Genomic DNA, 16,096 nt, shown 5'->3' on the forward strand with positions numbered 1-16,096 from the left:
TATTCCCCAGCTTTGCCTGCATGTTAGAATGGAGAAATTATATCAGCTTCAAACCTGCCGTGCAAGTGGGAAAACAAAATGGAGCAAGAACATAAGTCAGGGGACGGTTCCCGTGATCATCGCCTGACCATAGGACCCGTCCCCCTAATTGCATTGTGTGTTAATGTCTCAGATCCAGCAACGCCCTTTCAGCCGATTTACTCTTCCGGTATGACAGCTTCGGCAAAAAGAGCATCGTTAAATGCGGCGCGAATTTGCTCCACAGTCCAGTCAACCGGATAGTAGTCTTCAGGGTCCATAACATTGTACGAAAAATTGTTGCATGAGAATGAATCCTCACGCCACTGGGGACCCAAACTTTCCACATAATCTTTGACCTGGAACCCATGAAGTACGTCAGCCCAGGTTACGACAGCACATATCACATCGTCTTCATGCATCAGTACGTCTGCTCTCAACCTGGTCTCAAAAGAATAATCCTCCAACAAATAATTGGATAACGAAAACCAACGGACAGTATACTGGGTATTCGGTTCCAACTGGATATGATCTCTCACTAATATGTTGTGGAACGCTGCGCCATAAAGTGATTTAATTTCCTGTGACATAAAATGGCTTCCCAGCAGAGGCTCTCCTGTCGGTTCATACACATCCGTACTAGTCCAACATTGTATAGCATCCCACCCATATTCGCTTAAATACTCCTTTGCTACCTGCTGCCTGTGCCATTCGATCAAATTGTTAAAGGCGTCATACCTTACATTGATGCCAATGATCAAAAGAACGATGATGCATAACGCAGGCAACAAGTATTTGAGCTTAAAAATCTTTGACATAACAAAGGCCCTTATGTAATATTTACAGACGCTTTCAATGTTTTACTTCCTAAAGGTAAGGTTTTATATACACCATGGGCCCCACCATTGTCAGCCAAATATGCCATAGTCAGATTTGCAGTGGCTGTGAATGTAACAGACTTATCGCTCCCAGAGACGTAAGAGAACGCTCCTTTCAATACTGCGGCATTATTGGTGTCTTTGGGTCCCTTATTGGCCCAAAAAATATTAGGAGCTTCGTATTGCGTACCTATGTATTCTCCCGTAAATTTTGTGGAGTTATCACTCTTATAAGTTTTTACTTCACTGAATACAAACTTAAACTCGGAAAAAGAGTAATTTCTAGGATCTACTAGATCTGCAAGACTCGCTCCACCAGTATAAACCGGAACAGGAAACGTGACAGAGTGTGTTGAACTATCAGGTGCACACGTAACAGCCATACAATTACCACTAGTCGATGATGACTGAAGGGTAATCGTTGCCTTATTAAAACTGACGGCTAGAATATTATTATCTAATTTCTTAGCCATCTCTGTGAGCTTCACTGCATCCGCAGAAACTTTAGCATACACAAGACCATTGCTACCTTTTTTCATTTCTAAAGGCGTAAAAAGGCTCAATGCTGCGGCACTTGAACTAAAGTACACCGTATCTCTATAATTTGCATCAATCGGACTAGTAGCAGTAACAGCAGTATTAGTGCGGTCATTTTCAATAATAGGTTCCGGGTCCGAAGCGGCTGTAGCCTGAGCCGTTGCCAAGTCATTCAGCAACTGGTGCCTGTCTGTAAATGTACCGAATTCGAGCTGGATTGGAACAGATTCATCAGTAAAAGTTCCTAATGTCGAAAACATGAAAACATCTTTGCTTTGGTAGTCAACATTGACCGCCGCAGAAAAATACTCATCACCAGCAACGCCACTTACCATGTACAAAGCTAGATCATTCTCTGTACTTTTAAAAAATTCCGGTCCTGAGGCATTGATGGGAAGCAGTTCGTCATTCAGAGTGATCGTACCGTGAATGCTGCAATTTCCATTTTGGTCAAGAGATAACGTTCCCTCTAAACCTGAAAAGTTGATATCAATACTATTGTAAGTGCTGTTGGTATCATGCGTATCAACAGCGGTCAACGGAAGTTCTACCGAGACCGGCGTATTTTGGCTGTGCTCACTGCTTGCAGATGTTGCACAAATCGAAGCAGAAAAGATGATAGATAATGCCAGGAGAGAACAACAGATACGTTTAACTATATATATCCTCCTTTATGTTGTTAAGAAATATAGGCAGCGACTTTCTGTTGAAAAACTATCCTGCATTGGAATCAGCCTCCTTTATTTTAATGTGTATTTAAGACAGCACTTTGTTTTCACTTTTTAACAAAATTTTTGCAGGAAGTATCTCTCTTTATGTTCATTATAACTGATTTTTGGCGGCTGTCAATCCCTAAATCGAGGATTTTTTTGCAAGATAGAAATAGGGCGAAAGCGTTTTTTCGCTTTCGCCCTGTGTGTCATTTGTCCAGATGCTCTTTCATGCACCGGAAGGTCTCGGGACTGATGTCGTGCTCGATCTTGCAGGCATCCTCCGCCGCCACCTCTGGCGTCACGCCCATGTGGATGAGCCAGTCGGTGAGCCAGCGGTGCCGCTCGTAGATCTCCTGGGCCACCTGTTCCCCGGAGGGGGTCAGCTCCAGCCGCCCGTCCTTCTCCATAACAATGTGGCCGCTGGCCTTTAAGATGGACATGGCCCGGCTGACGGAAGGCTTGGAATAGCCCAGGTGCTGGGCCACATCAATGGAGCGCACATAGCCCTTTTCTTTTTGCAGCATCAAGATGGCCTCTAAGTAGTCCTCGCCTGATTCATGCAATGCCACGGATGCGCCTCCTTTCTTCTCCTGCTTGGGAGTAGAAAGTTAGCCAGCGCCCCGCGCTGGCCAACTTGTCTTTTGACAAATGCCCGACTAACGCAAATCAGATCATCAGATCATCAGATCAATAGTTCATCTGTCTGCGGCGGGACAGGTTCATGGTGCCGTCCTGCATCTGGTCCAGGCTGTCCAGGCTCTTGCCGGTGCCAAAGGCCACGCAGGAGATGGCGTCGTCGGCCACATGGGTCTCGATGCCGGTGTGAGATTCGATCAGCTTGTCAAAGCCCCACACCAGAGAGCCGCCGCCGGTCATCACGATGCCGTTGGTAGAGATATCGGCCACCAGCTCCGGGGGGGTGCGCTCCAGAACGGCGTGGACGGCCTCCAGAATGCGGCTGGAGACCTCCTCAAAGGCCTCGATCATCTCGCTGGAGGAGACGGAGAACACCCGGGGCAGGCCGGTCATCAGGCAGCGGCCCTTGATCTCCATGGTGACCTCCTCAGGACGGGGGAACACGCAGCCGATGGTCTTCTTCAGCTCCTCGGCGGTGCGGTCGCCGATGAGGACGTTGTGCTTGCGGCGGATATACTTCACCACAGCCTCGTCAAACTTGTCACCGGCGGTCTTGATGGAAGCGGACTCCACCACGCCGCCCAGGGAAATGACGGCGATGTCGGCGGTGCCGCCGCCGATGTCCACCACCATGTGGCCGTCGGGCTTGGTGATGTCGATGCCCGCGCCGATGGCGGCGGCCACGGGCTCCTCAATGAGATAGGCCCGGCGGGCGCCCGCCTGGATACCGGCGTCCACCACGGCGCGCTCCTCCACCTCGGTGATGCCAGAGGGGACGCAGATGAGCAGACGGGGCTTGAACAGGGAGAAGGTGGTCACCTTTTTGATGAACTCCTTCAGCATCCGCTCCGTCATGTCATAGTCGGAGATGACGCCGTCCCGCAGGGGACGCATGGCTACGATGTTGCCGGGGGTGCGGCCCAGCATGGCCTCGGCCTCGGTGCCCACCTTCAGCAGCTTGCCGGTGTTCTTGTCCATGGCCACCACCGAGGGCTCCCGCAGGACCACGCCCTTGCCCTTGATATATACCAAAACAGAAGCGGTACCCAGGTCGATACCAATGTCTTTCGTGAACAGGCTCATATTCTATGTTCCACCTTAAAATAAAATATATCTTTAGTATAGCCCGTTTGGGCGGTTTACTTCCAGTATGATTTATTATAGCGGTTCGGCCCTGGGTTTTCAACCGTTTTTTCCTTAATTTTTTATGACGGTCTGGCCTGGGCCAGGGTGACGCACCACACCTCTGCCGCCCCCGCCTCCAGCAGGGTCCGGGCGCACTCGGACAGGGTGGCCCCGGAGGTGACCACGTCGTCGGCCAGCAGTACCCGTTTTCCCGCCACCTCCGCCCCGGACAAAAGCGCATAGGCCCCCAGGGCGTTGGCCCGGCGGGCCTCGGCACTGTCCAGCCCGGACTGGGGGCGGGTGTGCCGGGCCTTGACCAGGGCGGCCGCGGCAGGCAGCTTCAGCCGCTCCGCCATGGCCCGGGCCAGCAGTTCCCCCTGGTCATAGCCCCGCTCCCGGCGGCGCTTTCGGCTCAGCGGGGCCCAGGTGACGAGATCCGCTGCCATCTCCGGCCTGTCCTGGACGCACTGGGCCATCAGCAGGCCAAAGGGCCGGGCATAGGCCCGCACCCCGGAAAATTTATACCGGTGGATTGCCTCCCGCACCGCGCCCCGGTAGGCCAGGGGCGAGCAGCAGCCTTGGATGAAGTCCACCTTCCGCTCCCCCGCCCGGCCAACCAGCCAGGGCAGGCTCTTCTGGCAGGCGGGACACACCGGGTCGGCGGGCGTCTCTAAAATGCTCTGGCAGAAGGGACACTTGGGCGGAAACAGCAGGTCCAGCAGGTCGTCCAGCAGCTTCATTCCGAATTCCTCCCCCTGTGGGAAACGCCGCCGGTCTGCGGCAGGGCAGACCGGCGGCGTCGGGCCTTTCTTACATGCTCTTGAGCTGCTCGGTGAGCTTGCTCACCAGCTCAGACAGCTTGACGGAGCGCTCCCGCTCCGCCTCCACCACGTGGGCGGGGGCCTTGTTCACAAAGCCGGGGTTGGCCAGCTTGGCGTTCAGCTTGTCCAGCTCGGCGGAGTTCTTCTTCAGTTCCTTCTCCACCCGGGCCTTCTCCTTCTCCAGGTCCACCAACTCACCCAGGGGGATGAACATCTGGGCCACGTGGGTGACCACGCAGACCATACCGGCGGCCTCGGGAGCCTGGTCGGCGGGGACGATGGTCACGTCGCTGGCATAGGCCATCTTCTTCAGGAAGGGCACGCCCAGGGCGAAGACGTGGCCCTCGTCGGTGGCCACGGTGAGGTGGGCCTTCTTGCTGGGGGGCACGTTCATCTCGCTGCGGCGGGTGCGCACGGCGCGGATGGCGTCCATGATCTGCTCCATGGCCTGCTCCTCGGCGGGGAAGTTCAGCTTCTCGCTGGCCTGGGGCCAGTGGTCCAGCATCAGGAACTGGGCCTGGCAGCCCTCCTCGTGGGGCAGAGCCTGCCAGATCTCCTCGGTGATGAAGGGCATGAAGGGGTGCAGCATCTTCAGCATCTGGGTCAGCACATAGCACAGCACCTGCTGGGCCCGGACCTTGCTGTCCTCGTCCTCGCCCTGGAGGCGGGTCTTGGTCAGCTCGATATACCAGTCGCAGTAGTCGTCCCAGATGAAGTCATAGATCTTCTGCGCCGCCACGCCCAGCTCATACTTGTCCATGTTCTCCGTGACCTCAGGGATGCAGCGGTTCAGCTTGGACAAGATCCACTTGTCCTCCAGCTCCAGCTTCTCGGGCAGGGCGCAGTGGTCGATGGTCAGGTTCATCTTCAGGAAGCGGCTGGCGTTCCAGATCTTGTTGGCGAAGTTGCGCATGGCCTCGCACCGCTCGGTGTAAAAGCGCATGTCGTTGCCGGGGCTGTTGCCCGTGACCAGGTTAAAGCGCAGGGCGTCGGCGCCGTACTTGTCGGCGATCTCCAGGGGGTCGATGCCGTTGCCCAGGCTCTTGGACATCTTGCGGCCCTTGTCGTCCCGGACCAGGCCGTGGATGAACACGGTGTGGAAGGGGGGCCGCTTGGTCTGCTCGCAGGCGGAGAAGATCATCCGGGCCACCCAGAAGAAGATGATGTCATAGCCGGTGACCAGCACGTCGGTGGGATAGAAATAGTCCAGATCAGGGGTCTTGTCCGGCCAGCCCAGGGTGGAGAAGGGCCACAGGGCGCTGGAGAACCAGGTGTCCAGCACGTCGGGGTCCCGGTGGATATGCTTGGAGTGGCACTTCTCGCACTCGGTGGCGTCGGTGCGGGACACGGTCATGTGGCCGCAGTCGTCGCAGTACCACACGGGGATCTGGTGGCCCCACCACAGCTGACGGGAGATGCACCAGTCGTGGACGTTCTCCATCCAGTTGGTATAGGTCTTGGCAAAGCGGTCGGGGACGAAGCGGGTCTCCCCGTCATACACCACCCGCAGAGCCTCCTTGGCCAGGGGCTCCATCTTCACGAACCACTGGGCGGAGATGATGGGCTCCACGTCGTTGTGGCAGCGGTAGCAGGTGCCCACGTTGTGGGAGTAGTCCTCGATCTTCTCCATCAGGCCCAGGGCCTCCAGATCGGCCACCACGGCCTTGCGGGCCTCGTACCGGTCCATGCCCTGATACTTGCCGCCGTTCTCGTTCACCTTGCCGTTGTCGTCCAGGACACGGATGGTCTCCAGATTGTGGCGCAGGCCCACCTCAAAGTCGTTGGGGTCGTGGGCAGGGGTCATCTTCACGCAGCCGGTGCCGAAGTCCATCTCCACATAGTCGTCTGCCACGATGGGGATCTCCCGGTCCATCAGGGGCAGGATGCACTTTTTGCCTACCAGGTGCTTATAGCGGTCGTCGTTGGGGTTCACGGCCACGCCGGTGTCGCCCATCATGGTCTCGGGCCGGGTGGTGGCCACCACCAGATATCCGGAGCCGTCGGCCAGGGGATAGCGCATGTGCCACAGGTGGCCGGGCTTGTCCTGATACTCCACCTCGGCATCGGACAGGGCGGTGACGCAGTGGGGGCACCAGTTGATGATGCGGCTGCCCTTGTAGATAAGGCCCTTCTCATACAGGTTGCAGAAGGTCTCCCGCACGGCCTTGGAGCAGCCCTCGTCCATGGTGAACCGGGCCCGGTCCCAGTCGCAGGAGATGCCCATCTTCTTCTGCTGCTTGACGATGCGGTCGCCGAAGCGCTGCTTCCAGTCCCACACCCGCTCCAGGAACTTCTCCCGGCCCAGGTCATAGCGGGTCAGGCCCTCCTTGGTGCGCAGCTCCTCCTCCACCTTGATCTGGGTGGCGATGCCGGCGTGGTCGATGCCGGGGACCCACAGGGCGGCGTAGCCCTCCATCCGCTTAAAGCGGATCAGGATGTCCTGCAGGGCGCAGTCCATGGCGTGGCCCATGTGCAGCTGACCGGTGACGTTGGGCGGGGGCATGACGATGGTAAAGGGCTTCTTCTTGGGGTCCCGCTGGCCGCGGAAGCAGCCGGCCTTCTCCCACTTCTCATAGATACGGGCCTCAGCCTCCTGGGGCTCGTATACCTTGGGCAATTCCATGCTCATTTCGGATTCTCCTTCCAGATATGCGGCGCGTCTCGCCGCTTGCTTGTGTGTTTGTCTGGTTTTCAGGGCTTTTTGCCCACCCACAGGGCCTTGTGCCCCGTCTTCTCCTCCAGCAGGGCGCGCAGCTGGTCCGCCGTGCCCCCGTGGAGGTTGGCCTTGTCAAAGATCAGGCCCTGGCCGGTGACCAGCAGGTAATAGAAGTTCCCCGCCGTCTCATACAGCCAGCCGCAGTTTTCATAGGGATATTTGGCGCTCTCCTGCCCCTGGTTCACCACCACGGCGTCCCGCTCAAAGCGGAAATCCGCGCTGGAGCGGATCTTGGGCATGGACCGGCCCGCGCCCCAGGCGGAGATGGTGTAGAAAAACACGCTCCACCCGCAAAGGGCCACCCCAAAGCAGCACAGCAGCAGGCATATGACCACGCTGCCTTTCTGCACCCCCAGAGTCAGGCCGCAACCCAGGCTGAGCAGGCCCGCCACCAGGGAAAAGCCCCGCTTGAACAGGGTCTGCTTTTTGGCAAAGGTCTTTCCCGCCACCCGCTGGAGCTCCTCCAGATGGGGCTGGTCATAGTCGGTGTGGGTCTTCATGGTCACGCTCATGGCGTCTCCTCCTTTTTTCTCCCGTTTGTCCATAGAAAAACGCCCCGAGCCGCAATGGGCTCAGGGCGAACTGAAAGCAAAGTCCGTGGTACCACCTGAGTTTGGACAGACCGTCCACACTTGTGTCCCCGGTAACGGGGGGTCCCGCCGTCCCTTACTGTCTCTTTCAGGGCCGGAGCGCAAAAGCCACCTTCTCCCCCGCCGGCGGGAACTTGCACCGTCCGTTCCCTCTCTGTACGGCTGCCTGACCCGGGGATACTCCTCTTTCGCATTGCTGTTTCCTGTTGCAGGGAATATTATATGAAATCTCCCCGCCGCTGTCAAGGAAAATACTCGATTTCTGCCTTTAGCGGGTGTTTTTCTGATACAGAACGTTCAGCCCCTTCAGCAGCAGATCCTTATCCAGGGTGATCTTCCGGCGGCACAGGGGCACTACAAACTGGGACATACCGCCCGTGGCCACCACGGTGGTGGGGTAGCCCAGCTCCTCCTCCACCCGGTCCAGCATCCCGTCGATCATAGCGGCGGCACCGAACATGATGCCGCTGCGCATACAGTCCACGGTGTTCTTGCCGATGACCTGCCGGGGCCGGTCCAGGCGAATACCAGGCAGCTGGGCGGTGCGGGAGGTGAGGGCCTCCATCGAGATGCGCACACCGGGGATAATGCAGCCGCCCAGGTAGGCGTTGCCCTTGCCCACCACCTCGATGGTGGTGGCGGTGCCCATATCCAGCAGGGTCAGGGGAGGCTCATATTCGGCCAGGGCGGCCACAGCTACCACAATGCGGTCGCTGCCCACCTGGGATGGGGTGTCCATCTGGATATTCAGCCCCGTCTTGATCCCCGGGCCCACCACCATGGGGGGCTTTCCGATGACCTTGCGCACCCCGGTCTGCACCGAGTTGAACACCGGGGGCACCACCGAGGAGATGATGCAGCCCTTGATGTCCCCCGGCTTGGTATCAAACAGGGACAGGACGTTCTTGATATCCACCCCGTATTGGTCCGAGGTCTTGATGTGGTCGGTGGCGATGCGGGCTTCAAAGGCGATCTTGTCGTCACGAATGCCGCCGATGACGATGTTGGTGTTTCCGATGTCAATGGCCAGGAGCATAGTTTGCTTCACCTCAGGAAAAAATCTCTTAACGAAAACTTCTCTGCTATCAGTTTTCCCCGTCCCCTGCCGGGGACGGGGAAAGGATCAAGTTACCCGCTTGTTTCAGTTCTCCGCCGTACTGCGGCCCATGGGCATGCGGGCCACCACGTGGATGAGCACCTTACCGATGGCGGTGACCAGCACCAGAGCGGCCACGGCCTCGGCAATGCTGGAGCCGGTGATGACGGCCATCACCAGGCCGAACACCGCCTCGATGCCCACGCCCATGGCCTTGGCGTACTCAGGACGCAGCAGAAAATAGATGCTGCCCATCACGCACACGGTGTTGGTCCAGGCGCCGATGAAGCCCACGATGGGCAGGGCCACCAGGTCGGGGGCCTTTACCTTCTTCAGGCCGATCCACAGCCAGCCGGATACCAGGCCGATCATGGCCCGGCAGCCCACAGCCACCCAAAGGGCCTTCACTGCGCCCGCCAGAGAGGTGCTGAGAAAGGGGGAGAAGGCGAAGGACAGCAGCGCCGGGGCGATGGTGTTGTTGATCATGGAGCAGATGCCGAACACACAGCCCAGAATGGTCCCCGCCAGAGGCCCCAGCAGAATTGCACCCAGGATGACCGGGATGTGGGTGGTGGTGGCCTTGATGATGGGCAGCTGGATCATGCCCAGGGGCGTGTTGGCCAGCAGAATGACGATGGCAGCCATCATGGCCACGCCAACCATCCAGTGGGTGTCGTGCTTACGGGTTTTCATATTCAATTACCTCCTGCTGCCGCTCTTCCAATTCAGAAGATGCAGCGCATAATTTTAGAGAGGGACAGGGAGTTGGTCTCGCTTGTCCCTCTCTATTCGTATGATTATACAGGAAGTTGTCCCCGTGCGCAAGGTCAAAATCAGAGGATATTACGGGTATTATCGTGGGATGTTGCCCAATTTTGCTCTCAGGCTTCAGGACAGCAGGATGCGGTCGTTGTCCAGGTCCTTGCCTGCCCCGGCCTTGAACTGCTCCAGCAGGTCGGTGACGGTCATCTTCTCCCGCTTCTCTCCGCTGATGTCCAGCACGATATGGCCGCTGTCCATCATCAGGGTGCGGTTGCCCAGCTCCAGGGCGTTTTTCATGTTGTGGGTCACCATCAGGGTGGTGATCTTGTGCTGCTGCACCACCCGGCGGGTGATATCCAAAACTTTTTCCGCCGTGGCCGGGTCCAGAGCGGCGGTGTGCTCGTCCAGCAGCAGCAGCTTGGGGGGCACCATGGTGGCCATCATCAGGGTCAGCGCCTGGCGCTGGCCGCCGGACAGCAGGCCCACCGGCTGGCTCATCCGGTCCTCCAGCCCCATGTCCAGCACGGCCAGCTGCTCCCGGAAAAAATCCCGGTCCTTCTTACCCACCCGGGCAAAGAAGGCGTTCTGGTTCTTGGCCGTACGGAGATAGGCCAGGGACAGGTTCTCCTCAATGGTCATATGGGGGGCGGTGCCCTTCATGGGGTCCTGGAACAGCCGCCCGATCTCCCGGCTGCGGCGGTACTCCGGCTTAAAAGTCACGTCCTCCCCGCCCAAAAGGATGCTGCCCTCGTCCGCATAGAACACCCCGCAGATGGCGTTGAACAGGGTGGATTTGCCCGCGCCGTTAGAGCCCACCACCGTGGCAAAGTCCCCGGGGGCCAGGTGCAGACTCACTTTGTTCAGGGCCCGCTTTTCGTTCACCGTGCCGGGGTAAAAGGTCTTGGATACTCCCTCCAGTTTCAGCATACCTTGGCACCTTCTCTCTTCTTTTTGGCCGCCAGCTTCTGCTTTTGCAGGGCGACCATCTTCCGGCCATAGGGGGTGGCGATGGCCACCGCCACGATCAGGGCGGACACCAGCTTAAAGCCCTCGGTGGGCACGATCTTGGTGCTGATGGCCACGGCGATGATCAGCCGGTACAGCACCGCGCCCAGCACCACGCCGAACACCCGGCGGGCAATGGACCCCCGGCCCATCAGGCTCTCGCCGATGACCAGGCTGGCCAAGGCCACGGTGACCATGCCGGTGCCCAGGTTGATGTCGCAGCTCTTGTTCAGCTGGCCGATGAGGCAGCCGGCCAGGCCGGTGAGGGAGTTGGCCAGGCACAGACCCACCGTGATGGTGAAGGCGGGGTTGATGGAGGAGGCCCGGACCATGTCCGCGTTGTCCCCCGTGGCCCGGATGGACAGGCCCAGCCGGGTGCGGAAAAAGGCGGCGATGAGCACACAGACCACCAGCAGGATGATGGCCAGCACAATAAGCTCATGCCACTTGGCCCACCAGTCCGCCGCGACGAGTCCTTTGGCCAGGGAGAACAGGCTGTCGCTGCCATAGATGGACAGGTTGGAGGACCAACCCATTACCGCCAGGTTCACCGTGTACAGACCGGTGTTGACGATGATGCCGGCCAGGATACTCTCCACCCCCAGGCGGGTCTGGAGAAAGGCGGTGACAAAGCCGGAGCAGGCCCCGGCGGCCATGGCGGCGGGCAGGGCCAGCAGCGGGTGCCCGGCCAGGGTGACCGTGGCTCCCACGGCAAAGCCCAGGGTATAGCAGCCGTCGGTGGACAGGTCGGCGATGTTCAGAATGGAAAAGCTGATGAACAGGGCCAGGGCCACCAGGGAGTAGATGGCTCCCACCTCCAGGGCGGTCTGGAGGGCGGTGAGGGATAGCAGCATAACGTACCTCCTGCGAGAAGCGGGCGCTGCGGAGTCCGCAGCGTCCGTTGCGCTCTCTTTGTTTTTTTGAAAGATCAGCTGAAGCTCTTGGCGGTGGTGATCTCCTCCACGCCGATGTTCAGGGTAGCCAGGGCGGCCTTCACGTCGTCCAGGTTCAGGCCGATGGCCTGGCAGGTCTCGGTGTTCACGGTGGCGGTCTCGTTGGCCAGGATGGCCACGGGGGTGGTGGCGGGGTCGGCGCCGTTCACCAGCAGGTCGGCCACCATGTCGGCGACCTTGGTGCCCAGCTGGGTGTAGTTCACGCCATAGCCGAAGAAGGCGCCGTTCAGGGCGAAGGAGTCAGCGCCGGTGTAGTGGGGGATCTTGGCGTCGTTGAGCTTTTCAAAGATAGCCAGCTCGGCGCTCATCACGGTGTTGTCGGTGGGGGTGAAGATGGCGTCCACCTTCTCGCCGATGAGGGAGTCCACAGCGGAGCTGACCTCGTCGGTGTTGGTGCCGGTCTTCTCCACATAGGCGATGTTGTGCGCGTCCAGATAGGCCTTGGCCTCCTCAATGGGGGTTCTGGAGGAGTCCTCAGACTTGGAATACAGCAGGCCCACCTTCTGGGTGTCGGGGTTCACGGCCAGCATCATGTCGAAGATCATGTTGGTGTTCAGGGCGTCGCTCACGCCGGTGATGGTGCCGCCGGGGGCGTCCATGCTGCTTACCAGCTTGGCAGTGACGGGGTCAGACACGGCGGCGAAGACAATGGGGATGTCCTTCTCGGTGACCACCGACTGCATGACCTGGGCGGCGGGGGTGGCGATGGGGACCACCACGTCCACACCGTCGTCCACCAGCTGGGCGGCGATCTGGTTCAGGGTGGTGCTGTCGCCCTGGCCGTTGAAGGTGTAGTCGGCGTAGTTAAAGGTCACGCCCAGCTCGGCGCTCTTGGCGTCCAGCTCCTGCTGCACGCTGCTCTCGATCTGATCCAGAGAGGCGTGGTCCATAAACTTGACGATGCCCACCTTATACTCTTTTCCGCCTTCGGCCTGGCTGGCGCTCCCGGCAGAGCCGGAGGCAGAGGCAGAACCGGCGGCGTTGTTTCCGCCGGAGCAGGCGGCCAGAGACAGGGCCATAGAGGCGGCCAGAGCGGCAGAGAGCACTTTTTTGACAATGTTTTTCATGGGGATTTCCTCCAAAATTTTATTTGGCGGCAGATGATCGGGCCGTGCCACCGGCCCGGATTTCGGAATATGGACTGAGCTGTTTTTTGAGGAAATAAAAAAACGGCTCCTTATCCCACCATGGGACAAGAGCCATACTCCTGCGATACCACCCAAATTGACGTTTTGGAAACGTCCGCTCGCTTCACGCGCCATCACGCGTGCCCGATGGATAACGGGTGGGGACCCGTCGGCATCTACTTGGTCTCCCGTTCAAGCCGCCCTCGAAAGGCCATTCGTCCGGCTGCGCCCCGCCCCGCTCTCACCACCCGGGACTCTCTGAAGGTTTGCTGTGCCGACTACTAATCTTTCTCACAGGTTTGTGCTGTTCGATTGTGCTCATTATACCACCGCCCCGCCGTTTGTCAACCCCCTTTCGCAAGATTTTTCTGCAATACGAAACAGGGGCGGCCCAAGGGCCGCCCCATAACTCCTAACTTCTAACTCCTAACTCATCCCTCGCCCAAAAGCGCCACCGCTCGGTCGATCACCTGACCGGCGGCGTCCTCCTTGCCCATCAGGGGCAGCTCCTCCGCCCCCTGGCGGGTGATGACGGTGAGGATGTTGGTGTCCACGCCGAAGCCCGCGCCGGACACCTTCAGGTTGTTGGCGCAGATCATGTCCACCTTTTTCTTTTCCAGCTTGGCCTGGCTGTTGGCCACCATGTCCCGTGTCTCCATGGAAAAGCCGCAGATGACCTGTCCCGGGCGGCGGTGCTCCCCCAGCCAGGCCAGGATGTCGGTGGTGCGCTTCAGGGGGATGGACAGGTCCCCCTCCTTCTTCTTGATCTTATCCCCGCTGTAGTCGCAGGGGGTATAGTCGGCCACGGCGGCGGCCTTGAAGATAAGGTCACTCTCCTCCGCCCGGGCGGACACGGCCTCGAACATGTCCTGAGCGGACACCACGTCCACCGTCTCCACAAAAGGCACCCGGTCCAGGTCGGTGGGGCCGGAGATCAGGGTCACGTCGGCCCCCCGCTCCATGGCCCGGCGGGCGATGGCATAGCCCATCTTGCCCGTGGAGTGGTTGGTGAGATAGCGCACCGGGTCCAGGGACTCCTGGGTGGGCCCGGCGGTGACCAGCACCCGCTTGCCCTTCAGGTCGTGGGGGAAGGCGATCTCCCGCAGGATATACTGGAGCAGGTCCTGGGGCTCGGGCAGCTTGCCCGCCCCCACCGCGCCGCAGGCCAGACGGCCAGAGGCGGGGGCGATGACCTCCCACCCATAGCGGCGGAGAATGTCCAGGTTGTCCTGGGTCACGGGATTCTCATACATGTGGGTGTTCATGGCCGGGGCGATGAGCTTGGGGCAGGTGCAGGCCAAAACGGTGGTGGTGAGCATGTCGTCGGCCAGACCGTGGGCCAGCTTGGCGCACACGTTGGCGGTGGCCGGGGCGATCATCACTAAATCGGTGCGGTCTGCCAGGGCGATGTGCTCCACCTGGTGAACAAAGTTCCGGTCAAAGGTGTCCACCATCACCTTGTTGCCCGTGAGCTGTTCAAAGGTCAAAGGGGCGATGAACTCCGTGGCGTTCCGGGTCATCACCACCTCCACGCTGGCGTGGAGCTTCACCAGGGCGGAGGTCAGATAGGCGGCCTTATAGGCGGCGATGCCCCCGGTGACGCCCAGCAGGACGGTTTTTCCCTTTAACATAAGCAGGTTCCTCCCAAAAAACGGGCCGCGGTTCAAAACAGACCGGCCCGCAGCGTTTTTCCCCATTATACCCGGTATTTTTCCCGGTGTAAAGCGGGGTTTTTCCACCGGAGCGAGAAAAGTGTGGAAACTTTCGGGCAAAAGAACAGGCGGGTCTCCGAAGAGACCCGCCTGAAAGGCGACTTTTCAGTCAGAGGGGACGGGTAAAATTACTCGTCGACCTCGATAACCACGCCGGAACCCACGGTGCGGCCACCCTCACGGATAGCGAAACGCAGGCCCTTCTCGATGGCGATGGGGGTGATCAGCTCCACCTTCATGTCGACGTTATCGCCGGGCATGCACATCTCAGTGCCCTCGGGCAGGGAGATGATGCCGGTCACGTCGGTGGTACGGAAGTAGAACTGAGGACGATAGTTGTTGAAGAAGGGGGTGTGACGGCCGCCCTCTTCCTTGGACAGGACGTAGACCTGGCCAACGAACTTGGTGTGGGGGTGAATGCTGCCGGGCTTGCACAGCACCTGGCCGCGCTCCACGTCGGTCTTAGCAACACCACGCAGCAGGGCGCCGATGTTGTCGCCGGCCTCGGCGAAGTCCAGGGTCTTGCGGAACATCTCCAGACCGGTCACGACGGTGGACTTCTTCTCGTCGGACAGACCAACGATCTCCACGGTCTCGCCGGTCTTGACGATACCACGCTCCACACGGCCGGTAGCAACGGTACCACGGCCGGAGATGGTGAACACGTCCTCGACGGGCATCAGGAAGGGCTGGTCGTCGCTGCGGGCGGGGGTGGGGATATAGTCGTCAACGGCGTCCATCAGCTCCTTGATGCAGGCATACTCGGGAGCGTTGGGGTCGTCGGACTCGCAGGTCAGAGCGTTCAGAGCGGAACCCTTGATGATGGGCACGTCGTCGCCGGGGAACTCGTAGTTGGACAGGGTCTCGCGGACCTCCATCTCCACCAGCTCCAGCAGCTCCTCGTCGTCGACCTGATCGCACTTGTTCAGGAAGACAACGATGGCGGGCACGCCGACCTGACGGGCCAGCAGGATGTGCTCCTTGGTCTGAGCCATGGGGCCGTCGGTGGCGGCGATGACCAGGATAGCGCCGTCCATCTGAGCAGCGCCGGTGATCATGTTCTTGATATAGTCGGCGTGGCCCGGGCAGTCAACGTGAGCATAGTGACGCTTGTCGGTCTCATACTCAACGTGGGCGGTGTTGATGGTGATACCACGCTCGCGCTCCTCGGGAGCCTTGTCGATGCTGGAGTAGTCCTCGTACTGGGCCTGACCCTTCAGAGCCAGATACTTGGTGATGGCGGCGGTCAGAGTGGTCTTGCCGTGGTCGACGTGACCGATGGTGCCGATGTTAACATGGGGCTTGGTACGCTCGAATTTAGCCTTAGCCATTGGAATTTCCTCCTTATGATGCAGATATAATATGGTATGCGGGGCTGCACTTATATCAGGAACATTTTATCCTATT

At 59.2% G+C, this 16,096-nt stretch carries 14 protein-coding genes and 2 other annotated features; all 14 genes read right to left on the reverse strand.

Features of this window, described 5'->3' with window-relative positions:
* Positions 1 to 197: 197 nt before the first annotated feature.
* Positions 198 to 836: a hypothetical protein gene (locus ACSAMP_RS13780; protein WP_457800834.1), complete on the reverse strand. Its 639-nt coding sequence runs from the start codon at positions 834 to 836 to the stop codon at positions 198 to 200.
* 11 nt (positions 837 to 847) lie between these two features.
* Positions 848 to 1,972: a hypothetical protein gene (locus ACSAMP_RS13785; RefSeq protein ID WP_457800835.1), complete on the reverse strand. Its 1,125-nt coding sequence runs from the start codon at positions 1,970 to 1,972 to the stop codon at positions 848 to 850.
* Between the two features lie 380 nt (positions 1,973 to 2,352).
* The gene (locus ACSAMP_RS13790) at positions 2,353 to 2,715 is read right to left on the reverse strand and encodes a metal-dependent transcriptional regulator (protein ID WP_457800836.1); all 363 of its coding nucleotides are present in this window, start codon (positions 2,713 to 2,715) and stop codon (positions 2,353 to 2,355) included.
* Between the two features lie 118 nt (positions 2,716 to 2,833).
* Positions 2,834 to 3,865 (reverse strand): rod shape-determining protein, encoded by a 1,032-nt coding sequence (gene mreB, locus ACSAMP_RS13795; RefSeq protein ID WP_186877846.1) that lies wholly within the window; start codon positions 3,863 to 3,865, stop codon positions 2,834 to 2,836.
* Between the two features lie 122 nt (positions 3,866 to 3,987).
* Positions 3,988 to 4,647: a ComF family protein gene (locus ACSAMP_RS13800; protein ID WP_457800837.1), complete on the reverse strand. Its 660-nt coding sequence runs from the start codon at positions 4,645 to 4,647 to the stop codon at positions 3,988 to 3,990.
* A gap of 70 nt (positions 4,648 to 4,717) precedes the next feature.
* Complete coding sequence (locus ACSAMP_RS13805; RefSeq protein WP_457800838.1) at positions 4,718 to 7,357, reverse strand: valine--tRNA ligase; 2,640 nt, start codon at positions 7,355 to 7,357, stop codon at positions 4,718 to 4,720.
* A gap of 62 nt (positions 7,358 to 7,419) precedes the next feature.
* On the reverse strand, positions 7,420 to 7,956 hold the full coding sequence (locus tag ACSAMP_RS13810; protein ID WP_441795434.1) for a hypothetical protein: 537 nt from the start codon (positions 7,954 to 7,956) through the stop codon (positions 7,420 to 7,422).
* Positions 7,957 to 8,014: 58 nt separating this feature from the next.
* Positions 8,015 to 8,237 (reverse strand) — a binding site (T-box leader).
* A gap of 65 nt (positions 8,238 to 8,302) precedes the next feature.
* Positions 8,303 to 9,070: a type III pantothenate kinase gene (locus tag ACSAMP_RS13815; RefSeq protein WP_457800839.1), complete on the reverse strand. Its 768-nt coding sequence runs from the start codon at positions 9,068 to 9,070 to the stop codon at positions 8,303 to 8,305.
* A 105-nt stretch (positions 9,071 to 9,175) separates the two neighbouring features.
* Positions 9,176 to 9,823: an ECF transporter S component gene (locus ACSAMP_RS13820; RefSeq protein WP_457800840.1), complete on the reverse strand. Its 648-nt coding sequence runs from the start codon at positions 9,821 to 9,823 to the stop codon at positions 9,176 to 9,178.
* A gap of 195 nt (positions 9,824 to 10,018) precedes the next feature.
* Positions 10,019 to 10,819 carry an ABC transporter ATP-binding protein gene (locus ACSAMP_RS13825; protein ID WP_238044904.1) on the reverse strand — a complete coding sequence of 267 codons (801 nt, stop codon included), beginning with the start codon at positions 10,817 to 10,819 and terminating at the stop codon, positions 10,019 to 10,021.
* Positions 10,813 to 11,751, reverse strand: a complete 939-nt coding sequence (locus ACSAMP_RS13830; RefSeq protein ID WP_147562729.1) for an ABC transporter permease — start codon at positions 11,749 to 11,751, stop codon at positions 10,813 to 10,815. Before ACSAMP_RS13830 ends, ACSAMP_RS13825 begins: the two co-directional genes overlap by 7 nt.
* A gap of 74 nt (positions 11,752 to 11,825) precedes the next feature.
* A complete protein-coding gene (locus tag ACSAMP_RS13835; RefSeq protein ID WP_441795429.1) occupies positions 11,826 to 12,917 on the reverse strand; it encodes an ABC transporter substrate-binding protein in 1,092 nt (363 codons plus the stop codon).
* 118 nt (positions 12,918 to 13,035) lie between these two features.
* Positions 13,036 to 13,281 (reverse strand) — a binding site (T-box leader).
* 127 nt (positions 13,282 to 13,408) lie between these two features.
* A complete protein-coding gene (gene coaBC, locus ACSAMP_RS13840) occupies positions 13,409 to 14,608 on the reverse strand; it encodes a bifunctional phosphopantothenoylcysteine decarboxylase/phosphopantothenate--cysteine ligase CoaBC (protein ID WP_457800841.1) in 1,200 nt (399 codons plus the stop codon).
* Positions 14,609 to 14,817: 209 nt separating this feature from the next.
* Positions 14,818 to 16,020 (reverse strand): elongation factor Tu, encoded by a 1,203-nt coding sequence (gene tuf / locus ACSAMP_RS13845; RefSeq protein ID WP_147562732.1) that lies wholly within the window; start codon positions 16,018 to 16,020, stop codon positions 14,818 to 14,820.
* Positions 16,021 to 16,096 lie beyond the last annotated feature (76 nt).

This window comes from Flintibacter sp. SJQ-8 (assembly GCF_054108085.1).

Bases quoted from the DNA above. Each gene is read 5' to 3' on its own strand.
- ACSAMP_RS13780 (WP_457800834.1), bottom strand. From the start codon at position 836: ATGTCAAAGATTTTTAAGCTCAAATACTTGTTGCCTGCGTTATGCATC.
- mreB (WP_186877846.1), bottom strand. From the start codon at position 3,865: ATGAGCCTGTTCACGAAAGACATTGGTATCGACCTGGGTACCGCTTCT.
- ACSAMP_RS13800 (WP_457800837.1), bottom strand. From the start codon at position 4,647: ATGAAGCTGCTGGACGACCTGCTGGACCTGCTGTTTCCGCCCAAGTGT.
- ACSAMP_RS13805 (WP_457800838.1), bottom strand. From the start codon at position 7,357: ATGAGCATGGAATTGCCCAAGGTATACGAGCCCCAGGAGGCTGAGGCC.
- ACSAMP_RS13810 (WP_441795434.1), bottom strand. From the start codon at position 7,956: ATGAGCGTGACCATGAAGACCCACACCGACTATGACCAGCCCCATCTG.
- ACSAMP_RS13815 (WP_457800839.1), bottom strand. From the start codon at position 9,070: ATGCTCCTGGCCATTGACATCGGAAACACCAACATCGTCATCGGCGGC.
- ACSAMP_RS13820 (WP_457800840.1), bottom strand. From the start codon at position 9,823: ATGAAAACCCGTAAGCACGACACCCACTGGATGGTTGGCGTGGCCATG.
- ACSAMP_RS13825 (WP_238044904.1), bottom strand. From the start codon at position 10,819: ATGCTGAAACTGGAGGGAGTATCCAAGACCTTTTACCCCGGCACGGTG.
- ACSAMP_RS13830 (WP_147562729.1), bottom strand. From the start codon at position 11,751: ATGCTGCTATCCCTCACCGCCCTCCAGACCGCCCTGGAGGTGGGAGCC.
- ACSAMP_RS13835 (WP_441795429.1), bottom strand. From the start codon at position 12,917: ATGAAAAACATTGTCAAAAAAGTGCTCTCTGCCGCTCTGGCCGCCTCT.
- coaBC (WP_457800841.1), bottom strand. From the start codon at position 14,608: ATGTTAAAGGGAAAAACCGTCCTGCTGGGCGTCACCGGGGGCATCGCC.
- tuf (WP_147562732.1), bottom strand. From the start codon at position 16,020: ATGGCTAAGGCTAAATTCGAGCGTACCAAGCCCCATGTTAACATCGGC.